Annotated in this window: 21 protein-coding genes; 1 reads left to right on the top strand and 20 read right to left on the bottom strand. The window is 60.1% G+C overall.

Features of this window, described 5'->3' with window-relative positions:
- Positions 1–274: 274 nt before the first annotated feature.
- Complete coding sequence (locus HQL98_00665; protein MBF0270573.1) at positions 275–1,978, top strand: diguanylate cyclase; 1,704 nt, start codon at positions 275–277, stop codon at positions 1,976–1,978.
- Here the strand turns inward: HQL98_00665 and HQL98_00660 are convergent.
- From HQL98_00660 to HQL98_00565, 20 genes are all read right to left on the bottom strand, one after another.
- Positions 1,944–3,818 carry a GNAT family N-acetyltransferase gene (locus tag HQL98_00660; protein ID MBF0270572.1) on the bottom strand — a complete coding sequence of 625 codons (1,875 nt, stop codon included), beginning with the start codon at positions 3,816–3,818 and terminating at the stop codon, positions 1,944–1,946. The genes HQL98_00665 and HQL98_00660 overlap by 35 nt on opposite strands.
- A 133-nt stretch (positions 3,819–3,951) precedes the next feature.
- Positions 3,952–4,170 (bottom strand): hypothetical protein, encoded by a 219-nt coding sequence (locus tag HQL98_00655; protein MBF0270571.1) that lies wholly within the window; start codon positions 4,168–4,170, stop codon positions 3,952–3,954.
- A 104-nt stretch (positions 4,171–4,274) separates the two neighbouring features.
- Positions 4,275–4,634, bottom strand: coding sequence for a hypothetical protein (locus HQL98_00650; GenBank protein ID MBF0270570.1), 360 nt, complete (start codon positions 4,632–4,634; stop codon positions 4,275–4,277).
- Positions 4,635–4,742: 108 nt separating this feature from the next.
- Positions 4,743–5,597 (bottom strand): formyltetrahydrofolate deformylase, encoded by an 855-nt coding sequence (gene purU / locus HQL98_00645; GenBank protein ID MBF0270569.1) that lies wholly within the window; start codon positions 5,595–5,597, stop codon positions 4,743–4,745.
- Between the two features lie 16 nt (positions 5,598–5,613).
- A complete protein-coding gene (locus HQL98_00640) occupies positions 5,614–6,597 on the bottom strand; it encodes a ketoacyl-ACP synthase III (GenBank protein ID MBF0270568.1) in 984 nt (327 codons plus the stop codon).
- A 4-nt stretch (positions 6,598–6,601) separates the two neighbouring features.
- Positions 6,602–7,621: a phosphate acyltransferase PlsX gene (plsX, locus tag HQL98_00635; GenBank protein ID MBF0270567.1), complete on the bottom strand. Its 1,020-nt coding sequence runs from the start codon at positions 7,619–7,621 to the stop codon at positions 6,602–6,604.
- Between the two features lie 31 nt (positions 7,622–7,652).
- Positions 7,653–7,832 carry a 50S ribosomal protein L32 gene (gene rpmF, locus HQL98_00630; GenBank protein MBF0270566.1) on the bottom strand — a complete coding sequence of 60 codons (180 nt, stop codon included), beginning with the start codon at positions 7,830–7,832 and terminating at the stop codon, positions 7,653–7,655.
- Positions 7,833–7,898: 66 nt separating this feature from the next.
- Complete coding sequence (locus HQL98_00625) at positions 7,899–8,483, bottom strand: DUF177 domain-containing protein (protein MBF0270565.1); 585 nt, start codon at positions 8,481–8,483, stop codon at positions 7,899–7,901.
- A 41-nt stretch (positions 8,484–8,524) separates the two neighbouring features.
- On the bottom strand, positions 8,525–8,713 hold the full coding sequence (locus HQL98_00620) for a DUF2065 domain-containing protein (GenBank protein ID MBF0270564.1): 189 nt from the start codon (positions 8,711–8,713) through the stop codon (positions 8,525–8,527).
- A 20-nt stretch (positions 8,714–8,733) separates the two neighbouring features.
- The gene (gene hflC, locus HQL98_00615; GenBank protein ID MBF0270563.1) at positions 8,734–9,615 is read right to left on the bottom strand and encodes a protease modulator HflC; all 882 of its coding nucleotides are present in this window, start codon (positions 9,613–9,615) and stop codon (positions 8,734–8,736) included.
- On the bottom strand, positions 9,612–10,745 hold the full coding sequence (gene hflK, locus HQL98_00610; GenBank protein ID MBF0270562.1) for an FtsH protease activity modulator HflK: 1,134 nt from the start codon (positions 10,743–10,745) through the stop codon (positions 9,612–9,614). The genes hflC and hflK overlap by 4 nt, the downstream gene beginning before the upstream one ends.
- Positions 10,746–10,951: 206 nt before the next feature.
- Positions 10,952–12,310, bottom strand: a complete 1,359-nt coding sequence (locus HQL98_00605) for a citrate transporter (protein ID MBF0270561.1) — start codon at positions 12,308–12,310, stop codon at positions 10,952–10,954.
- Positions 12,311–12,434: 124 nt separating this feature from the next.
- The gene (gene ffh, locus HQL98_00600) at positions 12,435–13,832 is read right to left on the bottom strand and encodes a signal recognition particle protein (protein MBF0270560.1); all 1,398 of its coding nucleotides are present in this window, start codon (positions 13,830–13,832) and stop codon (positions 12,435–12,437) included.
- Between the two features lie 21 nt (positions 13,833–13,853).
- Positions 13,854–14,696 (bottom strand): sulfurtransferase, encoded by an 843-nt coding sequence (locus tag HQL98_00595; protein ID MBF0270559.1) that lies wholly within the window; start codon positions 14,694–14,696, stop codon positions 13,854–13,856.
- Entirely contained in the window at positions 14,693–16,324 is a 1,632-nt protein-coding gene (locus tag HQL98_00590) for a DUF3369 domain-containing protein (GenBank protein MBF0270558.1), read from the bottom strand. Before HQL98_00590 ends, HQL98_00595 begins: the two co-directional genes overlap by 4 nt.
- The gene (locus HQL98_00585) at positions 16,321–18,318 is read right to left on the bottom strand and encodes a HAMP domain-containing histidine kinase (GenBank protein ID MBF0270557.1); all 1,998 of its coding nucleotides are present in this window, start codon (positions 18,316–18,318) and stop codon (positions 16,321–16,323) included. Before HQL98_00585 ends, HQL98_00590 begins: the two co-directional genes overlap by 4 nt.
- Positions 18,315–18,899, bottom strand: coding sequence for a septum formation inhibitor Maf (gene maf / locus HQL98_00580; protein ID MBF0270556.1), 585 nt, complete (start codon positions 18,897–18,899; stop codon positions 18,315–18,317). Before maf ends, HQL98_00585 begins: the two co-directional genes overlap by 4 nt.
- Positions 18,896–19,510 carry a hypothetical protein gene (locus HQL98_00575; protein ID MBF0270555.1) on the bottom strand — a complete coding sequence of 205 codons (615 nt, stop codon included), beginning with the start codon at positions 19,508–19,510 and terminating at the stop codon, positions 18,896–18,898. Before HQL98_00575 ends, maf begins: the two co-directional genes overlap by 4 nt.
- 31 nt (positions 19,511–19,541) lie before the next feature.
- Positions 19,542–23,369, bottom strand: coding sequence for a phosphoribosylformylglycinamidine synthase (purL, locus tag HQL98_00570; GenBank protein MBF0270554.1), 3,828 nt, complete (start codon positions 23,367–23,369; stop codon positions 19,542–19,544).
- Entirely contained in the window at positions 23,366–24,091 is a 726-nt protein-coding gene (locus HQL98_00565) for a phosphoribosylaminoimidazolesuccinocarboxamide synthase (GenBank protein ID MBF0270553.1), read from the bottom strand. The genes purL and HQL98_00565 overlap by 4 nt, the downstream gene beginning before the upstream one ends.
- Positions 24,092–24,102 lie beyond the last annotated feature (11 nt).

Raw genomic sequence — 24,102 nt, 5'->3', positions numbered from 1 at the left:
CCCACCAGTCAAGAATTCATGCTCTTCTTCTTCTGAATATGCACCATTTTTAAATGGTTATCAAATTTCGATACTGCCGGTACTCGCGGAAATACTCCTTGATCCTGCCAAATTATCATGCATACTTGATCGTTGGCATAAAGCGCGTCATACACCCTTTTTTTTCCGTCCCAGGCTTGCCTCGTAGCCCGGACTGTCAGCCACCCCAATCCAGATTGTCGCCATGATCACTTGGTTGTCACGCTTCCCAAAAATCTTCCCGGTTACCGGACAGATGAATGGCATCATGGACCGGCTGGGGGGTCGGATCCTGGTCTATGTGGGAGTCACCTTCATTGTCGGCTGGCTGGGTCTGTCGGCCCTGGTCTCCCGGATCCACGAACACCTCATCATGAGCCAAAACGAACGGGCCGTGTTGTTGGTCACCAAAAGCGTGGCCAGCGGATTGCGCACCATCATGCTCGCCGGCGACGCGGAAATTGCGGCTGATTTCATCAAAAATCTGGAAAGTGTGGCAGACGTGGTGGATTTCCGCATTCTGCGTCACGATGGCAGCGAAGCGTTCCTCACCAACGACACCATCCGCATCGTCAATGGCCGTCTCGGAGGCGACCGTTTCCCCCTGCGCAAAAAAGAAAATAAAGTTCAGGTATTGGCCAAGGATTCCGAAGCCTTGCGCAAGGTGCTCACCACGGGTCGCGAGGTTCCGCTCTACGAACAGGATCCCGCCAAGGGCACCCCACTGCTGACCTTTGTCGCCCCGATCCCCTCCCAGGAGGAGTGTCGTGCCTGCCATGGTCAAACCGAACCACTCCGGGGCGTGATCAAGCTCACCATGTCCCTGGCCAAGGCACGGGAGGATGTGGAAAAGGCCCGCTGGTGGATCTTCGGTTTCGGCACCCTGATCGCCGCTTTGGTCATGACGATCATCCATCTGGCGGTACGTCGTTCGGCGGTGACTCCTCTGGAACGCATGGCCCGCATCCTGACCACTCCCGAAAACAACAACCTGAGCCGGGCCATCCCCGAAGAGGGATGCGCCGAATTCCGTCAGGTGGCCGCCGCCTTCAACCAGATGACCACCCAGTTGAGCACCGCCTGGGACAACCTGCGGGGCGAACACGACAAACTCAACACCATCGTCCTCGGCTCCCAGGAGGGCATCGTGGTGACCGACCGCCTCGAACAGGTGGCCCTGGTCAATCCGGCTGCCGAACGACTGCTGGGCAAATCATCGGATCAAATCCGCGCGGAAGGATTCCTGCAACTGTTCAACGATCCGGAACACATGCAGGCCCTGTGCAAAGATCACGCACACGAACTGCCGGGACTGGCCTGGTTCAACAACCGCATGCTGCAAACCCATGCCGCGACCATTATCGATTCCCATGGTGCCCCCATCGGATCCGCCGCCATGATCCGCGACGTCACCCGGGAAAAAGCCCTGGAAGACGAACTGCGCAAACTCTCCAATACCGACGCCCTGACCGGACTCTACAACCGCCGCCGCTTCGACACCGCCTTGGTGGAGGAGTACGACCGGGCCAAGCGTTATGGCCTGATTCTGGGTTTGCTGCTGTTTGATGTGGACCACTTCAAACGGTTCAACGACGAACACGGACACGATCAGGGGGATCGTGTCCTCAAAGGGATCGCCCAGGTGATGCAGGGGCATTTCCGCTCCGTGGATTACCCCTGCCGCTATGGCGGCGAAGAGTTTTGCGTCATCATGCCCAGCACAGGACAGGCCGGCGTGGGCCGGTCCGCGGAACGGTTGCGCCAAAGTATCGAAAGAATGGTGATCGATGACCTGAAAGTCACCGTGAGCATCGGCGTGGCCATCTTCCCCGAGGCGGGGAAAGAGGGGTCCGCAGCCTTGCTCAAGGCTGCGGACCTGGCCCTCTATACCGCCAAAAGAAAGGGACGCAATCAGGTCTGCCACTTCACTCCGGGGTTGACGGACACTCCCCAGGAGTAGGTCCGGGAGTCAGAGACAGCACCATTTTCAACTCCATGGGTTCGCCGCCGGCGTGGGTCTCGAAGGAGAACTTCTCCAACAGCTTGCGCATGGGTTTGTTGTCCACCCGCACCACGCAACTCAAAGCGACCAGAGAGCGGGAGCGGGCGATATCGATCATGGTCTTGAGCAGACTGCTGGCCATCCCCTTGGCCCGATTGCCCTCCCGTACCACAAAGCTGGCATCCCCGGTATTCTCCGACTCCATCCAGAAATAACGCCCCACCGCCAGAATGGCTTCATGCGGCCCCTTGCGCCGCACGATGCATAACGCCAGATCGCGACTTTGATTGACGTTGACCATGTGACTGGCCTTCTGACGGGACATGCCGTCCGGGCGGTACCGATAGCGTTGCAACACGGTTTCGTCGTCGTGGGAATAGAAGAAATTCTGATAGATCCGCTCATCCGCGGCCCGCAACGGTCGCATCTGGTAAACCCCGCCTTTGAGACGCAGTTTGACCACCTGGGGATCCCCCAACTCCTCGATCCGACTGGGCTGGGCAATCTGGTAATCCGGAACCCAGTGCTGGGTGCGCACCTGGGAGAGCAACGTATCCCGGAAATCGGGATGGGCCACCTGAATCAGTTCCAGGGCGCGTTCCCGGATGCTTTTCCCCCGCAGGGTGGCGATACCGTATTCGGTCACCACATAGTGGACATCCCCCCGGGAGGTGACCACCCCCGACCCTTCGGTCAGAAACGGAACGATCTTGGAAATGGTGCCGTTCTTGGCGGTGGAGGGCAAGGCGATGATGGGTCGTCCCCCCGGACTCATGGCCGCACCCCGAATGAAATCCACCTGTCCGCCGATGCCGCTGTAGAAACGTCGTCCCACCGAGTCCGAAACCACCTGACCGCTTAAATCCACCTCGATGGCACTGTTGATGGCCACCATTTTATGGTTGCGGGCGATGATGGCGGGATTGTTGACATACTCGGAGGGGTGAAACTCCACATGCGGATTATTATCCACAAAATCATACAATTTTTGGGTTCCCATGCAGAACGAAACGATCATCTTGCCTGGATGCAGCGTTTTCTGCGCGTTATTGATCACCCCGGCGCGAAACAGGTCGATCACCCCATCGGAAAACATTTCGGTATGGATACCCAGATTCTTGTGTCCCGGGAGGGCGCGCAGCACCGCATCCGGAATGCGTCCGATGCCCATTTGCAAGGTGGAGCCATCCTCGATCAATTGGGCCACGTATTGGCCGATGCGAATGGCGGTGTCATCCAGTTCCGGGGGGGCCAGCATCGGCATGGGCAGATCGGCTTCGATGCAAGCATGAATGGAGCTGACATGGATGAAACTCTCACCCAGAGTGCGGGGAACCTGGGCATTGATCTGGGCAATGACGCACCGGGCGGATTTCCAGCCCGAAGCGACGATATCCACCGACGGTCCCAGAGAGCAGTAGCCGTACTGATCCGGCGGCGAAACCTGGATCAGGGCCACATCGATGGGCAATACCCCGTCGGTGAACAGGGAAGGAATCTCGGACAGGAAACAGGGCGTGTAATCCGCCACTCCGGAGGCCACCGGCTTGCGGGTGCCGGGGCCAAGAAACAGGGAGTTGACGTTGAACGTTCGGCCATATTTGGCTTCGGTCCACGGATGGGGACCGAGTATGAGAATATGGACCATCTCCAGATCACGAAAGTCGCCGGCGTGCTTGACGAGATCATCGGTCAAGGCGTGGGGACAGGCGGCGTTCGAGCCGATGAAAATCCGGTCACCGGACTTGAGATACTGTTTCCAATCCGTAAGCCTGGGGGGCAGCGTGTATTTGGCCATGATCTCTCCTTAAAGACATGATGACGATCTGAAGCAATACCGACGATCCTAGGGGGATGACGTGTAAAGCTCAAGAGAAATCACGCAGGCCAAGGAGTGGCCACACGTCTGCCGGGTCGGCCCGAGTGAAAGATCAGGAGTGGGCGGCCCCTTTTTGCACCGCCAGCGGGGAGATGCTGACCACATAAGCCTTGGAGGCCATGTAGCTGGGCACAGAGTTTTGTTGATTGATGACCTGAAGGGTGGCCGCAGATTGATTCTGGACCTTCTGGAAAATTTTCTGAGAGGCTTCGCGGGCACGAACCACGTTCATGCTGCTGATATCGGTCATAAGACTGCTGGTGACGTTCATGGGACGATCCTTGCCGATTGAAGAGTGGATGGAATCCAAAGGATTCCGCCATTGTCTCTCCAATTAGCAAGAATCGCTCCAGGATTTTGGCAACCCCGAGCGTGTCAGGGGTTTGACAAAACGACGCCCTGGCCCACTCCCGACCGCAGCGCGGCCCGTTTCGGGATGGTTTGGGTGGCGTACATGTTGATCAGGGCGTGCTTGACCGAACTGGGATCCATATCCAACTGCTGGCAGATCCATTGAAAAGAACCAACGCCCCGCCGGTTGGAACTGACCCACTCCATGGCCTCGGCCCGGGTGGTTTGTTCCTGGAGATCCAGAATGGCCCGTTCCAGGACCGCAGCCCAGAGACGACGGGCATTTTCGTTGTCGGCTGTCCGATGCTCCGCGTCGAAGATGGCATGACGCATCGACGGCGGAGGACGAACGGGAAGGGGTTGCTTGTGGGACATGAGTTGCATGGTGAATCTTCCTAATGCGTCAAGGGTGAGGTCTTGCGACCATCCGATTAAACAAACCAAGCACATCTCATGCCAAATTTGATTAACGGATCATACTTCCCGGACGTTTCAGTGGAAGACCACGGTGCGGCCCTGCCATTGAATGATTTTGCGCTCGATGAATTTGCGCAAGGCGGAAGCCAACACCTGTTTTTCGATATCGGCCCCCACCTGCTTCATGTCGGACACGGAGAACTGATGACCGATGCGCACCACATCCTGATGGATGATGGGGCCTTCGTCCAGTTCCCGGGTGACAAAATGGGCCGTGGCCCCGATGAGCTTGACGCCACGCAGATAGGCCTGCTCGTAAGGGTCGTTGCCGATAAAGGAGGGCAGAAAGGAGTGATGAATGTTGAGGATGGGAACCCGGGCCTCCTCCAGGAACGAACCGGAGAGGATTTTCATGTAGCGGGCCAGCACCACCAGATCCGGGCTGTAGCGATCCAGAATGCGCAGTTGATGCTGCTCGAAGTCAACGGTCTTTTCCCGGGTGGGAACATGATGAAACGGAATGTCGAGCTTTCGCACCACCGGATCGATATCCAGATGGTTGCTGATCACCGCCCGCAGATCGATGCGCAAATCCCCGCTGAGCCAACGGGAGATGATCTCCAGGGGACACGACAACGTCTTGGAACACAACATCACTACCCGAGGCCGTTCCATGGGATCATGAAACGAATATTCCATATCCAGTTCCCGGGCGATGGGAAAGAATTTCTCGGTCCAGGTCTGAATGGATTGCCGTTCCCCCTCCTCGCTGCCTTCGATGCGGATAAAAAAACGTCCCCGCTCCGAATGCTGGGAGAGATCGAGAATATTGAACAGCTCCCCGGCGAAAAATCCGGTGATGCGGGCATCCAGTCCAACCTGATCCGGACAATGGCCGAGAAAGATGATTTCCGAAGGCGTATGACTCATGACCACAGGATCCTTGTTACCATCGGACCAGGGCCGATCCCCAGGTAAACCCGCCGCCAAAAGCCACCATCAGCACCCGGTGTCCCGGATGAATCTGTCCGGCCCGCACCACCTCGTCGAGAGCCAGAGGGACACTGGCCGCCGAGGTGTTGCCATGGCGATCCACGGTGACGGCGACCCGTTCCATGGGCATGCCGAGGCGTTTGGCGGTACTTTGGATGATGCGAATGTTGGCCTGATGGGGAACCAGCCAATCGATCTGCTCCTTGGCCAAATTGTTGGCCAGCAGGGTTTCGTCCACGCAAGACTCCATGGCCTTGACCGCCTGTTTGAACACCTCGTTGCCTTGCATACGGATCACCCCCATGCCCCCGCCGGCGGGAACGCCTCTGGAGATGCCCCCATCCGTGAGCAGCAGTTCCATCTGGGAGCCGTCGGCGTGGAGATGGGTGGACAGAATCCCCCGTTCACCGCTGAGTTCCCCTTCCAGCACCACGGCTCCGGCCCCGTCCCCGAACAGGATGCAGGTACCCCGGTCACTCCAGTCCAGGATGCGGGAGGTGGTTTCAGCGCCGATGACCAAAACCCGCCAACAGGTGCCGGTGCGAATGTATTGATCCGCCACCGACAAGGCGTGCAAAAATCCCGCGCACACCGCCTGCACGTCGAACGCGGGCATGCGGGTGGCAGAAACCCCCAGTTTGTGCTGCACGATGGCGGCGGTGGAGGGAAAAATCAGGTCCGGCGTGGTGGTGGCCACGATGATCAGATCCAGGGATTCGGCGGGAATGCCGGCAGCCTGCAAGGCGTTGCGACCTGCCGCCACCGCCAGGTCCGAGGTGAACTCCCCATCCGCGGCGATGCGCCGCTCGCGGATGCCGGTACGGGAGAAGACCCACTCGTCGGAGGTCTCCACCATGCGGGCCAGATCCTGATTGAGAAGGCGTTTTTCCGGAAGATAAGACCCGGTTCCGATGATGCGGGCACTCAATCTGGACATGCGTTCACTCTCCCACAGGGGCGGCAGACGCCGCGATGTCACGACGGATCTTGTCGTTGACCCGGTTGGCCGCCAATCCCACCGCCACATCGATGGCACGACTGAAAGCATACGGGTCGGCGGATCCATGACTTTTGACCACGATCCCGTTCAGTCCCAACAGAATGGCCCCGTTGTATTTGCGCGGATCCACACGGGAACGAAAGACAGTCAAGGCGGGTTTGGCCGCCAGATAGCCCAGTTTGGTCCAGATGGAACCGCTGAAGGCCTCTTTGAGGAAATGGGTCAGCATGCGGGCCATTCCTTCCGTGGACTTGAGGGCCACATTGCCCACAAAACCGTCACACACCACCACATCCACGCCACCGGTAAAGATGTCCGACGCCTCCACGTTGCCGATGAACCCTTCGCCACCGGTCAACCTGAGCCGTTCCGCCGCCTCCTTGACCACTTCATTGCCCTTGATCTCCTCCTCGCCGATATTGAGCAGGCCGATGCGGGGCTTTTGAATGCCCAGCACCGCGGTGGCGTAGATGCGGCCCATCAAGGCGAACTGGCACAGGTGATCCGCCGTGCAGTCCACATTGGCCCCCACGTCGAGCATGAGGGTTTGCCCGGTGATGGAAGGCATGACCGCGACGATGGCGGGACGGTCCACTCCCGGCAAGGTTTTGAGCACATACCGGGCTGTTGCCATCAACGCCCCGGTGTTGCCCGAGGAGACAAAGGCATGGGCCTCGCCGCTTTTGACCAGATTGGCCCCCACCCGCATGGAGGAGTCCTTTTTGGTACGCAAAGCGACGGAGGGTTTTTCGGCCATGCCCACCACTTCGCTGGCCGGATGGATCACAAACCGATCCGGCCCCACGCCAACACGCGCCAATTCACCCTGGATCACATCGGGCTGACCGACCAGGGTGAAGGCGCACTGGGGATGTTGTTCCAGGGCGATCACCGCCCCTTCGATGGGGGAGCCAGGGGCACGATCACCCCCCATGGCATCCAAGGCAATACGAATGGTCACGATGCGCCATCCTCTCCCGACGAACCGGGGACTACTCCTTGACCGCCATGACCTCCTTGCCCTTGTACCAGCCACAATGGGGGCAAACCCGATGGGGCGGACGGGGTTCCTGACAATTGGAACACAGCGACAGGGCCGGAGGGGTCAAGGCGTTGTGAGAACGCCGATTGCCGCCACGGGAGGGTGAAACTTTCTTTTTGGGAACTGCCATGGATCTTCTCCTTCACCAGATTGATATTCAGCAACGTTGACTCCCGAACCACCGCGTCCAAGGGGTTCAGGTGGATTGCAAAGTTTTCAGAACCGCGAATGGGCCGCTTGACACCGTCGCACGGCAACCACAGGGGTTGCGATTCAGGTCCACCCCGCATCCGGCACACAGACCGGCACACCCGGAGACGCAAATCGGGTTCATGGGCAGGGCGAGCAACAACTCTTCCTCGACGAGATGCCGGATCTTGAGCAATCCGTCGGGAAGAAACTCCAAATCTTCTTCGATGCGCCAGTTCTTGTTCTTCATGGCCGGGTCCGGACCCACGGCGAAGATGGCGTCGATACGGGCGGCAAGCGGCAACGGAAACTCCACCAGACAACGGACACAGCTCAAGCGCATCACCCCCCGGCAATGGCCCCGCACCTGCACCCGCACCCGACCCGCCCGTTGGATCGGTCTGGCCTCGACATGGACTTCAATCGGGCCATCCACCGTACCCACCTGGGCGAGTTCCTCCATGGCCACAGGAACCAGAATGCCCGCCGCAGTCCAGAGGGTGGAGCGACCCACCAGGCTGCCCAACTCCAAAGTGACCGCGCTCAAGTCACGGGGGGATTCACCCAGTTCGCCCCAGCGCGGCTCAGCCAAGAACCGTACATCCTCCAGGCTCCCAAACCGATCCTCCACGCTCACCCTCCCCGCGCCAGATAGACCACCAACAATCCCAAGGCCATGAGAAAAAAGCCGGTGCGTCTCAACATGGAGTCGGGCAACTCCGTGATGCTGGCCACCCACTGCCGCATCCGACCCGGTGCCAGGAAATAGGGCACCCCTTCCAGAATCAACACCAGCCCCAAGGCACTCAAAAAATCCCGCATAGGTACTCTCTGTATTGCTGTCAGCGGGGAGCCGGAGTCGGGGTTGGAGCCTGAAGATACCGGAAAAAGCCCGTGGGTTCCATCACCACCGTGGTGGAATCCTTGCCCAGGGACTTGGTGTAGGCCTCCAGGGTACGGGTGAACTCGAAAAAGCGCGGATCCTGACGATAGGCGTCGGCATAGACCTTGGTGGCCTCCGCATCCCCGGCGCCCCGGATCTGTTGGGCGGTCTTGTAGGCTTCGGCCAGCAGGATTTCCCGCTCCCGCACCGCCTTGGAGCGAATCTTCACCGCCTCCTCCTCACCCTGGGCCCGATACTGCTTGGCCTGCCGATCCCGCTCGGTCTGCATGCGCCTAAAGACCGCCTTGGAGTTTTCCATGGGCAGATCGGTCCGCTTGATGCGCACATCCACGATCTCGATGCCGTACTTGTTGGCCTGGGTGTTGGTCTGCTCCCGGATGCGCAAGGTCAGATCGGCCCGGGACTCCGAGACGATCTCCATCATGGTGAACTGTCCCAGCACCTCGCGGATGTTGGAATAGATGATGTCGTTCAAGCGGTCCGCCGCCCCGTTTTCGTCCCGCACGGTCTGATAGAATTTCAAAGGATCCACGATCCGCCAGCGGGAGTAGCTGTCCACCTTGAGATTTTTCTTGTCCGCCGACAGGATCTCCTGGGGTTCCTGATCGAACTCCAGCAAACGGCGGTCGAAAAAGTGAACCTCTTGCAGGAATGGAATCTTGAAATGCAATCCCGGTTCGTGAATGGCCGGTTCCACCGGCTTGCCCAGTTGCACCACCAGGGCCTGACGCCATTGGGAAACGGTATACAGGGACTGGGACAAAATCACCAGAATGGCCACACCCATCAGGGTGAAACCCACCGAAAGATTTTTGTTCATGGGGCGTCTCCCTTGCCTGGGGAGGCGTCGCCTTTCGAGACGGCATCCCCCCGGACTCCACGGCCAGGAACCGGAATCGGCAGATACGGCAGCAGGTTGTGTCCCGCCTTGGGATCGACGATCACCTTGTTGACCCCACTCATGACCTCTTCCATGGCTTCGAGATACAGCCGGGTTTCGGTGACATCCCTGGCGGTTTCATATTCTTTCAAGATGGCCAGGAAACGATGGACATCACCCTGGGCCCGGGTCACCTTGGCGGCCCGATAGCCTTCCGCCTCCTGAATGGCCTTGGCCGCGTCGCCTTTGGCCTTGGGCAGGATGTCGTTGGCATAACCCTGGGCTTCGTTCATGGCCCGTTCCCGGTCTTCCCGGGCGCTGGCCACATCCTTGAAGGCATGCACCACTTCCGGTGGCGGCGCGACTTTTTGCAGTTGCACGGCGACGATGAGGATGCCGCTGTTGTAACTGTCGAGAATCTTTTGCATGGTCTGCTTGGCATCGGACTGGATTTTCTCCTTGCCCGCTGTCAAGGCGCTATCGATTTCGTTGCGTCCGATCACCTGCCGGATGGAGGATTCGGCGGCGTCACGCACCACCTTGTGGCGATCGCCGGTGGGATTGCGCAGATTGAACAGATAATTGGCCGCGCCACCATCCTTGATGCGGTATTGCACGCTCATGTCGATGTCGATGATGTTTTCGTCGCCCGTCAACATGAAGGATTCCGCGGGCACATCCACATCGTCACCGGAGGAGCGACCATCGGTGCGGGCACGGGAACGGTAGCCGATTTCGATCCGTTCGACCTTGGTGACCTTGGGCATCAACACCGAGGAGATGGGATAGGGAAGACGCCAGTGGGGTCCAGGGGAGGTGGTCTCCACATGACGACCGAACCGCAACACCACCCCGTTTTCGTCCGGGCCCACCACATAGATGCCGGTTCCCATCCACACCACCAGCGCGATCACGATCAGGACAGGCCAGAATTTGGCGACCGGGGCATTATTGTGCATTCGTTCCTTCAACACCCGCACGATCTGATCGATATCGGGGGGCTGAGGCGGCACGCCCCCTCCCTGTCCCCAGGGGCCTTGCTGTCCCCCTCCATTATCGTTCCACGCCATGGCCCGCACTCCTCGTTCAAGTCTGGACGCTTTGCGCCGGACGCCCAAGAAAATAAAGAATCCAGGGAGACGACCGGCTAAACACATCATTTTCCATCAGGAAGCCGCCGGAGTAAAGGCGTTATTTTGCATGCACCGAAACCGATCCGCTCGCCCCGCCCCGGACAGACCCGAAAAGGCGGGGCGAGCGGTCAATCGGAAAAGAATCAGTGAGTCGTTTTGGCAGGAGCGACAGAAGCATGACTGGCAGGGGCGGAGGCGCCGTCGGCGTGATAACGATCCACCGTCGGGTGCCAACCCACCAAAGAAAGCATCACGAAGAAACCGATGATATAGGCCACAGTCACATGCCAGCCGTGACGCAACCAGTTGCCCACGGATTTGGCCTCGGGGAAGTTGTTGGAGATGGCCACGCCCGCCGAGGAGCCAAACCAGATCATGGAGCCACCGAATCCGACGGAATAGGCCAGCACGCCCCAGTCATACCCCCCCTGCTTGATGGCCAAAGCGGTCAAGGGGATATTGTCGAAGACGGCGGAGACGAATCCCAATCCGAAGGCGGTCTGCCAGGAGGCCAGGGGCAATTTTTCCACCGGCATCAGCGAGGCGCACACCACCAGCGACAGCAGGAAAATGCTCCCCTTGAAGGTTTCCGGCATCAAGCCCCAATCGGGTTTGCGTACCGGTGCCGACAGCAGCAACGCCACCCAGACCGCCACCCCGATGAAGGGGAAGGTATCGGAGACTTCGTTGTATTTCACGTTGATGATGATGTTGACGGTAATCGCCATGACCAGAATGAAGGCCACGATGGCCACACGGGCGCCATCGATCTTGATGCCTTCCGGGGGATTGGCATTGATCGGGGAATATTTGTGTTGTTGCATGGCCGCCGGAATGCCGCTCAGCACCAAGGCCACCACCGCCGCCGCATAGGCGTGCAACACGGCCGAAGGCTGAATCCCCGCGATCCACATCATGGTGGTGGTGGTGTCACCGACCACGCTCCCGGATCCCCCGGCATTGGAGGCGGCGACGATGGAGGCCAAATACCCCACATGCACCTTGCCCCGGAACACCACGTTGGCAATGCTGCCACCGATCAAGGCGGCGGCAATGTTGTCCAGAAAACTGGAAAGCACCCCGATCAAAAACAGCAGCACAAAACCACCCATCCAGCCACTGGGCAGAAACTTGGGCAGAAGATCCGGCACTTTGCTGTGCTCGAAATGGTTGGAAAGCAACGCGAATCCCATGAGCAGACACAGCAGGTTGGCCAGAATCACCCACTCGTGCTGGAAATGGAGGGCCAGACCGGTCAGACCCGTACCATGCTTGAAGCCGGTGAAGATCAGTTTGTAGACAATGATGGTGGTCACACCCGTCAGCGCCACCTGGAGGGTGTTGTTGTGAAACAGGGCCACACCCACCAAAACCAGGGCGAACAGGACGAAATCCACCGGAATGCCAAACACTGTCGGCCCCTCAGGGGCAACGCCGGATCCGGCCCAGGCATTCAAGGGAAGCAAAAGAACAGCAAACAAGATCAACAGATATCGTTTCATTGCTGAGCGATCCTTATGAAGCTGATTGGTTGAAGATCACAAATTGTAACATCATCAACTCTATAAGTCAATCCTTATTAAGATATTTTGAACTAACGATTCCATCATGTTGATGAATACAAACTCAGGAAAGACCAGGGGGTTTGCCGCCGCCGAACAGACCCGCGCCCGGAAATCCACCGCCTCCCAGTCCGGGGAAACCGCCCCGCATGAATCCCTTGTTACCCAGCTTGCCGAACCGTTTCATCATGGTCTGGGTCTGGATGAACTGTTTAAGCAGTTGATTCACCTCCTGCACACTGGTTCCGGAACCCATGGCGATACGCTTTTTGCGGGAGGCGTTGAGCAGTTGATGCTTGCGCCGTTCCACCGGTGTCATGGAGAGGATGATCGCCTCGACCCGCTTCAAGTGGCGTTCGTCCACGTTCATGTCCCGGCCCTTCATGGCCTGCTTGACTCCGGGAATCATGGCCATCAACTCATCCAACGGTCCCATTTTCTTGATCTGCTGCATCTGGGCCAGGAAATCCTCCAGGGTGAAGGCGGAGGTCATGAGCTTTTCTTGAAGCTTGGAGGTCTCCTGGAGATCCACCTTCTCCATGACGTTTTCCACCAAGGAGAGAATATCCCCCATGCCCAGAATCCGGGAGGCCACCCGGTCCGGATGGAACGGCTCCAATCCATCCAGGGTTTCGCCGGTACCCAAAAACTTGATGGGCTTGCCGGTGACGTGACGGATCGACAGGGCCGCGCCCCCGCGGGCGTCACCATCGGTCTTGGTGAGGATAACCCCGGTGATATTGAGTTTCTCGTCAAAATTGCGGGCCACATGCACCGCGTCCTGACCGGTCATGGAGTCCACCACCAGCAGGATCTCGGTGGGTTTGACCAGTTCGGCCACATCCACCAGTTCGGTCATCAACTCCGCGTCGATGTGCAGACGACCGGCGGTGTCGAGCAGCAGCACATCGAAACCACCGGTGCGGGCGGTCTGCAAGGCCCGTTTGGCGATCTCCCGGGGATTTTCGCTAGGCAGGGTGGGCATCACCTTGGCCCCCACCGCCGCGCCCACCGTGGCGAGCTGATCCATGGCCGCGGGACGATAGACATCCAACGAAGCCAGCAGAGGCTTGCGACGATCCTTTTCCAGCAGACGCTTGGCCAACTTGGCCGTGGTGGTGGTCTTGCCGGATCCTTGCAGACCCACCATCACCACCACCACCGGAGGTTGGGCGGCGAGATTCAACCGCTCGTTCACCCCACCCATCACCTGGATCAACTCCTTGTGAACCAGATGAATCACCTGCTGACCCGGCGTCAAGGAACCCATCACCTCGTGACCCAGGGACTTCTCCCGCACCCGGGCGATGAAGGACTTGACCACGTCCAGATGGACATCCGCCTCCAGCAGGGCCATGCGCACCTCCCGCATGGCGTCGCGGATGTTTTTCTCGTTCAGGGAGCCTTGTCCCTTGAGCTTCTTGAAGACCGCTTCGAGACGGTCGGAGAGAGAATCAAACATGGGCAATCCTAAAACCTTGACTTAACGGGGGGTGTCGCCGGCCACTACCGGCAGATCGCACAAACGCCATTCGGCCATGGAACCGTCGTACAGACGAACCCGCTCCCAGCCCAGATGACGCAACAAAATCCACGAATGGGCCGCACGGTGCGCGGTTTCGCAATACAGAATCACCTCGCGTCCCGGATCCTCCAATCCCAGGGCACCACACTGGGCACGCAACCGCTCCACCGACTGCAAGCGGGGATCCTGGCGTCCCACCAGGGCATCCATCCAGTCCCAATGCAAAGCGCCGGGGAGATGTCCTCTGGGGGCGCGCAGGGTCAATCCCACATACTCGTTGCGGGAACGGGTATCGAGCAGTTGGGCCTCGCCTTGTCCCTGGGTCAAAGCCAGCACCGCATCCCGCTCCGCCAGCCACGACTCATCCGGCTCCGGCACGCACACCACCGGCGTCACCGTCGGCACACGGGATTCAAGAGGACGCTGTTCGTGATACCAGACCGACAAGCCCCCATTCAAAACCCCACAGCCGGCCCGATGTCCCAACGTGGCCAGAGTCCAGGCGAACCGGGCCGCGTCGGTCCCCCCCGACAGATCGTACACCACCACCGGGGTATCCAACGTAATCCCCAACCGACCCAACAAAGGCGCCAGATCCTCATCCTCGGGCCGCATGCCCGGCAGGCCATCCCGCTGGGTGGTGAACGCCGCATAAGAGACCAGCACCGCACCCGGCACATGCAAACGGGGATAATCCCGCTCCCCTCCCACCTGCACCACCCGCAATCCCGCTCCTTCCAGACGGGCCTGAAGCCAAGCCCCATCCACGAAAAAAGGTACTCTTTCCTTGCTGCCGCTCATTCCCCCTTGCTCCCCACTCCACATTCCGTCCCCGATTCCGGGACAGATGGCAAATCGGCGAGTTGCGCACGAATGCGCAGAAACTCATCCAGGTTTTCCAAAAACAGATCCACCAATCGGGGATCGAACCGCTTACCCCGACCACTGCGGATAAACTCCAGCGTGCTTTCCAAAGACCAAGCCTTTTTGTGGAGCCGCTCATGGGCCAAGGCGTCGAACACCTCCACCAGGGAGACGATCCGGGCAAACAGATGAATCTCCTCATTTTTCAATCCCAACGGATAGCCCGCTCCGTCCCAACGCTCATGGTGCTGCACCGCGATGATGCCCGCCATGCGGAAAATCCGCCGGTTCGATCCCTTGAGCATGCGCGCCCCCAACAGGGCGTGATCCTTCATCAACTCCCATTCGACGCTGTCGAGTTCGCCGGGTTTTCTGAGGATCGATTCCGGAATGCCGATCTTGCCCAGATCATGCAGGGGCGCGGCCAGCCACAACATTTCCAGGTCATCCTCCCCCAGACCCGCCAGCCTCCCCAGCAACCGGGAAAACTCCGCCACCCGTTTGACATGATGGCCGGTTTCGTTGCTGCGCCCCTCGATCAACTCCCCGAGGGTGAAGGTGAGATCCTGTTGCGTCTCGAAGATCTCCCGGTTCATCAACACATTATCAAACGCCAATCCCACATTGGCCGCATAAAGCCGCACCAGTTCCCGGTCCCACTCCTCCAACGGACCGATCCCCTTGAGCAACAAGAGATTGACCGAACCCTGACGGGTACGAAAATAACCCATGAAACAGTCGTTTTCAAACAGACTCTCCTGTCGCGCCAGAGCCTGCCGGACGGTCTCCATGGTGTCCAGATCCACCACGCTTTCCAAAGATTCCCCGATCCGGTCGCTGAAACGACCGGTCCCGGCGTACAGAAACAGTCGTCCGCTCTCTTCGTTGACCGCCAACCCGGAAGCCTGGGCATACAAGGCGCTTTCATCCAGTCCCAGAATGGAAACCAACTGGGTCAAGGCGCCAGCGGCCAGTTTGGTGATGGAGCGCGGCTCAAACAGACTGCCGGTGGCATGAATGATCTTTTTCAGGCCCCGACGGTTGTGCTCGATGATCATCATGTCCCGATACGAGCGCAACGAAGTGATCACCGCCGTGGTCAAACGGATGTCGGTCAGATCGGCTTTTTCTTTGTAGTCGTTGATGTCGTAATCCAGGATGACCTTTTGTTCCGGGGCATAACCCGGCTGACCGGTGCGCAGGATGATGCGGACAAAACGATTCTTCAAGGTTTCACGAATGAAACGCACCGCCTCCAACCCGGCATGATCACTCTCCATCACCACATCCAGCAGCAAAACCGCCGTATCCGGATGTTCTCCCATCAACCGTTCGACATCCATTCGGGAGTAGCCATGGACAAAGTTCAAGCCCCGTCCCTCGAAGCTGAACTGACGCAACACCAGACAACTCAAGGCATGCACGTCCGGATCGTCATCGACGATCATCACTTTCCAAGGACGCAGTTCCCGCCGGGGAGGGGATGGCTCCCGCCGGCGGGGGAATGGCGAGTTCCCGACCGGGGGAGAATCGTCGGCGAACAGCAGATCGCTGGCGTTGCTCATGCGGACCGCTCCGAAGCCGACAGCGACTCCGCCAGGGAGCGTTCACGACGGGCGGGAAAGGTAATGGTGAACGCCGTGCCCTGACCCGGCGCGGACTGGCAGCGAATCTCCCCACCCAGGGTGGCGGTGGCCAGATTGAAGACGATATGCATACCCAAGCCGCTTCCCCCCTTGTGCCGGGCCGTGGTGAAAAAGGGTTCAAAGATGCGCCCCCGCTCCTCTTCACCCATGCCCCGCCCGTTATCCGCGTAGTGAAGCACGATCTCGGCCCCACTGCTGGCCATTTCGATGCGCATCTCTCCGGCCTGATCATCCATCAGGCCATGCTGCAACGAATTTAGCACAAAATTGGTAATGATTTGAGAAAAAACATCGGGCCGACCGAAATGGACCAGATCCTCGGGACAGACGACCGTCACCTTGTGGGGTGTTTTTTTCAGGCGTGGATGCAGACTTTGCAGAATCTGATGGATGACCGTATGAAAATCAAACAACCGGGAAGCCTCGCTGCTGCTGTCCACCGCCACCTGCTTGAAACTGCGCACCAGTTCGGCGGCCCGGATCAGATTGGCCAGAATCATCGTCGACGCTTCGCTGGCATCTTGCAGATAGGCTTCCAGGTCGGCCCGGGACATGTTCCCTTCGAGATAACGGTTCTGGAACTCCCGTGTCTTGCTTTCCAGAAACGAAGCGGCGGTCACGCCGATGCCCACCGGGGTATTGATCTCATGGGCCACTCCCGCCACCAGACCTCCGAGGGCCGCCATCTTTTCCGAGGCCAACAGTTGCACATGGGTCCGTTTGAGCATGGTCAACGACGACTCCAGCGCCTGATTGGACTGGGCCAGACGCGCCGAAGCCTGAGCCTCCCGGGAGCGGGCCTCTTCGATCTCTGCGGAAAGCATGTCGAACTGCTGAATCATCTGGCGCAAGGCATTGCCGGGAGCGGCGGCGGACAAGGAGAGATTCAGGCGTTGCCGGGCAAACGTCACCATCCGCCGGGTCAAGTTCTCCATGGTCCGGCCCATCCAGTAAATGATGAGAACAAATACGGCAATCATCAACAAATGACCAATCGCCCACTGTTTTCGGCCTTCTTCCACCAGATACATGGACAACTCGTCCAGACGGCTCTTGGGAATCAAACCGGCAAAACGGATGTAAACCGTGGATGACAGACTGTCATCGGCGATCTCCTTGCCGAACATCAGGTAATTGGCTTGCAACTCCTTGAGGGGCGTGGCGCCCGCCACCCGATCGGGACGACTGCTGGCCATGACCCGCTGACCGGATTCGTCCAGAAAGACCAGCATGCCATCCTGGTCACGCAAGGCGTCGAACGACAACAAAAAATCGTTGTCCAAAGGGGCGACCAGCAGCAGCACGGCCCGGACCCCACCGGCGGGACCATCCAAAGCGGCACAACTCATATAATACGATATCCCTCCGTCAACCCGCAAAATACTGCCGGTCTCCACGGAGAGGCACTCTTTGGCGAACGCCTCCATGGTGGTCAGGGGCAAACTTTTGCCTTTGGCGGCCTGAAGTTCCCGGGGACGCCCCAGACCATCCACCAGCAGGGCATGGACCTCGTAACCCAGTTCCCGCAAGGTCCGGCGCACAGGCCACCAGCCCGGAGGCTCCTGATGACGGATCAGGGCCACGCTGCCACTCTGGGACCAGCCCACCCCCTCCAGTTGGGTGACATAATCCACAAACGCTTTGCGTTCCACCAGCAGACGGGTGGTGCGCACCTGCAAACGCAACCGCTCATCCAACCGCAGCCAGTCGATATGCACGGCCCGGCGCAGATCCTCGAACAGATAGTTCTGCACAATCTCCCGCAGCCTTTGGGTATGCAGGGAATCTTGCAGAAACCAGAACATCACCCCCGCCGCCCCGGTGACAATCAGGGCCTGCACCGTCAGGGGCACGCCATGCCGCAACCGTTCAAACCGCAGAAGCAAATGGCGCAGAAGCCGAGGCATGTTCACACGACCGGCATCCCGATCCGGTTGAGCATGCCGGTCAAGGCGATGAGGGGCAATCCCATCAAGGAGGTGGGATCATCCCCTTGCATACGGGAAAACAACGCGATGCCCAAACGCTCGGATTTGAATCCTCCGGCGCAATCGAAAGGCCGATCCCGCTCCAGATAACGCTGGATCTGATCGTCGCTCAGCGTCCGGAAAAACACCCGGAAAGGAATCATCGCGATCTGTCGGCGCGGTTCGGTGGGACTCAACAGGCACAAGCCGTTGCAATACACCACCTCCCGCCCGGAGGCCAGACGCAACTGGGCGGCGGCGTTTTCGACAGTGCCCGGTTTGCCCATCACCCGTCCGTCGATCACCGCCACCTGATCCGAACCGATCACCACCGCGTCGGGATCAAGCGACGCCACGGAACGGGCCTTTTCTTCGGCCAGACGGCACACCATCCGCTCCGGGGGTTCCCCGGGCAAAGATCTCTCCTCGCCACCGGGAGCGGCCACGGCAAAAGGCAATCCCAGTCTTTCGAGCAACTCCCGTCGATAAGGGGAGGTGGAGGCCAACACCAATCGGGAAAAACTCATGGTTGGGCCACCTCGACCAGCAGTTGCCCTCCGAACTGGATCTCCCGGACCCGGGCAGCGAGTTTACCGCTCCAACTGGTGGGGATGTCATCGGTGGAAACCAGGAAAGTCCGTCCGGTACCAGCCGGCAAGGGTTCGGACTGATCACCAAAAACCCCTCCCGAAACCACCATCGGATTGATCGGGCGCGACAGCAACACCTCTCCATTGGCGTTCAGAAACTGAATATCCACCCGGGCGGCCATCAACGGCTGACGCCCCTGATTGTACACCCTCCCCTGAACACGCCGCTCTCCGCTCTCCATGACCAACACGGTCAGTTGATCCACACTCACCCCCTGGACCGAAAGAGAAAGGGAAGGAGGCGGTTCCGGACCTTCGATTCCGGAGGGCAATCCCGTGAGCGGACCCGTCTGACGCACCGTTTTTTCCCCTGGTGCCACCTCGTGATGCGCCTGCTCGGCCCCGGACATGCCTTTCAACAATTTGGTGGCGACCAGCCAGCCGCCACCCGCAATCAACACCGCGCCAATAACCAGCGCTCCGAGCAGGAGGCGCTTGTTCTTCCCAGGCTTGGACCCTTCTTGTTCCGAGATTTCATCTTCGTCCATGGGTCTTCTCCCGACTCTTCAACCCGCCATGTCACGCCCCATCCAACCAAGACCGGGCATTGCCAAACATCCGGGACCAAGGCGCCTCCCCCTGGGCGCCATCCGGAATCCAGGAGTGCTGCACCCAACGGAACACCCGCTCCGGGTGCGGCATCAGGATGGTCACACGGCCATCCCGACTGGTCACACCGGCGATGCCCCCCGGTGAACCATTGGGATTGGCCGGATAGGTTTCCGTCACATGTCCCCGGTGATCCACATAACGGGCGGCGATCAAGGCGTGATCCGACACCATCGGATCGGCCCGCCCCTCCCCGTGGGCGCAGGGAACCAGCAGGCGGGAACCGGCCATGCCCGACAGCAGCACCGACGGCGTGGCACCGATCTCCACCCCCACCAACCGGGCCTCGAAGCGACCGCTGCGGTTGCGCTCGAATCGGGGCCATCCCTGGGCGCCGGGAATCAACTCCTGGAGGGCACTCATCATCTGACAACCGTTGCACACGCCCAAAGCAAAGGTGTCGGCGCGATGGAAAAAACGCTGAAACGACTCTTTCAATGCGGGATTGAACAGGATCGACCGCGCCCATCCCAGTCCGGCTCCCAGCACGTCGCCATAGGAGAACCCGCCACAGGCCGCCAGCCCCCGATAACGCTCCAGTTGAATCCGACCGCTCACCAGATCGGTCATGGTGGCGTCTACGGCGTCGAAACCGGCAGCGTGGAAAGCGGCGGCCATCTCCACATGACCATTGACCCCCTGCTCCCGCAGGATCAACACTTCGGGTCGGGCACCCCGATTGATCATGGGAGCCGGGGAGAAAGTCATCCGCACCGACAGACCCGGATCCCCGGCGTCGTACAGGGCATCGTACTCCTGACGGGCACACAGGGGATCATCCCGCAAGGCGCGCAGACGCCAACTGGTCTCGGACCACAACCGACGGTAGTGAATCCGCTCCGCTCCCAGCACCTCCTGCCCTTCCCGGGCGAAACGGATCCGGTCACCTTGCACCGGCGCACCCACCCGGATGGCCAGAATGCCCTGCCGGCTGAAACGGTCCCGGATCATCTCCAGTTGGGAACGCCGCACCTGCAACACCGCCCCCAACTCTTCGGAAAACAGTGCCGCCAGGGTATCCTTACCCAATCCATCCAGTTCGATCTCCAACCCGGTGCCACCCGCGAAGGCCATTTCGCACAGGGTCACGAACAATCCGCCGTCGCTGCGGTCGTGATAGCTCAAAATCATCCCCGCGTCGGTCAAGGCGCGGATCTCGGCGAAAAAGCGTTTGAACGCCGCCGGATCATCCAGATCCGGGGGTTCATCCCCCATCTGCCGGAACACCTGGGCCACCGCCGATCCTCCCAACCGATCCCGGCCATGGCCCAGATCCACCAACAGCAGATCCGTCGGTCCCAGATCGGTGCGCAACTGCGGGGTCAGGGAGCCCCGCACATCCTCCACCACCGCGAACGCGGAGACAATCAACGAAACCGGCGAGGTGACGGAACGGGGAGAGCCTTGTTCTTCCCAGACCGTCTTCATGGACAAGGAGTCCTTGCCCACCGGGATGCCGACCCCCAAAGCCGGACAGAGTTCCAGCCCCACGGCCCGCACCGCCGCGAACAAGGCGGCGTCCTCACCGGGATGGGAAGCGGCGGCCATCCAGTTGGCGGAGAGCTTGACCTGTTCCAGGGATTGCACCGGCGCGGACACCAAATTGGTGAGCGCCTCTCCCACCGCCAGCCGGGCCGCCGCCGCCGGATCCAGCAACGCCACCGGGGTACGTTCCCCCATGGCCATGGCTTCGCCGGCAAATCCCTGATAATCCCGCAACGTCACCGCCGCGTCCGCCACCGGCACCTGCCAGGGGCCCACCATCTGATCCCGATGCACCAGCCCGGTGACGGTCCGATCCCCGATGGTGATCAAAAATCCCTTGTCCGCCACGGTGGGCAGACGCAACACCCGCTCGGCGGCTTCGCGCAAGGAGATCTGGCGCGTATCGAACGGCATGCGCAACGGCACCCGGTTCTGGGTGCGACGGGTCATGCGGGGAGGCTTGCCGAACAGCACCTCCATGGGCAGATCGATGGCGATCTCCCCGGTGCGTCCATCCTCCAGCACCAGATCCGGCTTTGCGGTGGCCTGACCCAACACCCGGAAAGGACACCGTTCCCGGGCGCAAAAACCGGCGAACAACGCCTCATCCCGAGGCTCGATGGCCAGGACATAACGCTCCTGGGCCTCGTTGCACCAGATCTCCATGGGGGACATGGCCAGATCGTCGTTGGGGATATTCTCCAAGTCGAGCCGTCCCCCCACCCCGCCCCCGTGCAACAACTCGGGGACCGCGTTGGAGAGTCCACCCGCCCCCACGTCGTGAATGGAGAGAATGGGATTGTCCACCCCCAATTGCACACAGGCGTTGATCACCTCCTGGCAACGGCGCTGCATCTCCGCGTTCTCCCGCTGCACCGAGGCGAAATCCAACTCGGCCAGGGAGGCTCCGCTGGTCTGGGAAGAGGCGGCCCCACCCCCCAGGCCGATCAGCATGGCCGGCCCGCCGATCTGGATGATCAACGCTCCCGGTGTCAGGGGACGCTTGACGATCTGTTCCGGTCCGATGGTGCCCACGCCACCCGCCACCATGATGGGCTTGTGATACCCCCGCACCTCACCCCCGACCCGCTGCTCGAAGGTGCGGAAATAACCGGTCAGGTTGGGTCGTCCGAATTCGTTGTTGAAGGCCGCGGCCCCCAACGGCCCTTCGATCATGATTTCCAGTGCCGAGACGATCCGTCCGGGTCTGCCGTAATCCTCCTCCCAGGGCCGGACCGCGCCGGGCAACTGGAGATTGGAAACGGAAAATCCCGTCAATCCCGCCTTGGGCCGGGAACCCCGTCCCGTGGCCCCTTCGTCGCGGATCTCCCCCCCGGAACCGGTGGCCGCTCCCGGAAACGGAGAGATGGCCGTGGGATGGTTGTGGGTTTCCACCTTCATCAAAAGATGCAGATCACCCGGCGTGGCCTGATACACCCCGGTGGCATCCGGGACAAACCGCTCCCCCGGTCCGCCCCGCATCACCGCAGCATTGTCGCAATACGCCGACAAGGCGGGAAACGGGGTGCGGGCCTCGGTTTCCCGGATCATGCCGAAGAGGGTCTCCGGCTGCTCCCGACCGTCGATCACCCAGGCGGCGTTAAAAATCTTGTGCCGACAGTGCTCGGAATTGGCCTGGGCGAACATCATCAGTTCCACGTCCGTGGGATGACGTCCGACCCGTCGGAAATGATCCGCCAGATAATGAATCTCCTCCAGCGACAAGGCCAGCCCCAACTCCGTGTTGACCCGTTCCAGCTCCTCCACGGGCACCGAAACCAGAGGGCGGGCGGTATCCGTGGAAAACAGTCCCATCGCCTCCACCAGATTGTCGCACACCGACTGGGTCATGCGGTCGTGGAGCAACGGCGCGAGCCGTTCCCGTTGGGCGCGGTTGACCCGATGGTCGCCGAAGTCGTGCAGCACGCCCCGTTCGACCCGGGAAACCCCGGTCAATCCACATCCCCGCACGATTTCCGTGGCCTTGGTGGACCAGGGGGAGATGGATCCGAAACGGGGAATCACCACCAACGGTGGACGGACAAAGGCATGCAGCGCCAACTCCCTGGGAACCGCGTTCAACAGGGCGGCGAGCCGCTCTTCTCCCTTGTAGCCCAAAGGCTCGGAAAGGGCGATGAAATAGACGTACCGGGCCACAAAGACCGGAACCTCCAGCTCATCGGGCCAGAAAGAGAGCTGCAACCGGGAGTCGCACACCTCCCCCGGCCACACGAGGACGGGGCGCGTGGTCATGAGTCGAGAGCCAATCCCATGCGCCGGGCCACTTCGCGATAGGCCTCGACCACACCGCCGAGATCACGACGAAAACGATCCTTGTCCAGTTTCTCCCCGGTGACCAGATCCCACAGCCGACAGGTATCCGGCGAGATTTCATCCGCCAGCACCACCTGACCCGGCTGGGAGGCCAGACGTCCGAATTCCAGTTTGTAATCCACCAGACGGATGCCGATGTTGGCGAAAAAGCCGATCAGCACATCGTTGATGCGCAGGCAGGTCTGTTCGATCCAGGCCAGTTCCGCCTCCGAGGCCCAGCCGAATACCAGCACATGGTCGCGGATGACCAGGGGGTCGTCCAAGGCGTCGGCCTTGTAATAAAACTCCAGGATCGGCCTGGGGAGGGCCTGACCTTCGGGCAGTCCGAGCCGCTTGGCCATGGAACCCGCCACCACATTGCGGATCACCACCTCCACCGGGATGATTTCCACCTTGCGGATCAGTTGTTCCCGGGCGTTGAGACGCTTGACGAAATGAACCGGAATCCCCACCGCTTCCAGGATGGTCATCAGCTTGGAGGCCACCAGATTGTTGACCGCGCCTTTGTCGGTGATGGTGCCTTTTTTCACCCCATTGAAGGCGGTGGCGTCATCCTTGAAATATTGAACATACAGGTTGGGATCCTCGGTGGCGAAAATCACCTTGGCCTTGCCCTCGTACAGCCGGTCCCGTTTTTCCATGATCAACCAAT

Source organism: Magnetococcales bacterium, assembly GCA_015231755.1.
In the GTDB taxonomy this organism is placed as follows: Bacteria; Pseudomonadota; Magnetococcia; order Magnetococcales; family Magnetaquicoccaceae; genus Magnetaquiglobus.
The sequence above is the reverse complement of the archived record's forward strand: the minus strand, read 5'-3'. Positions and strand labels throughout refer to the sequence as shown.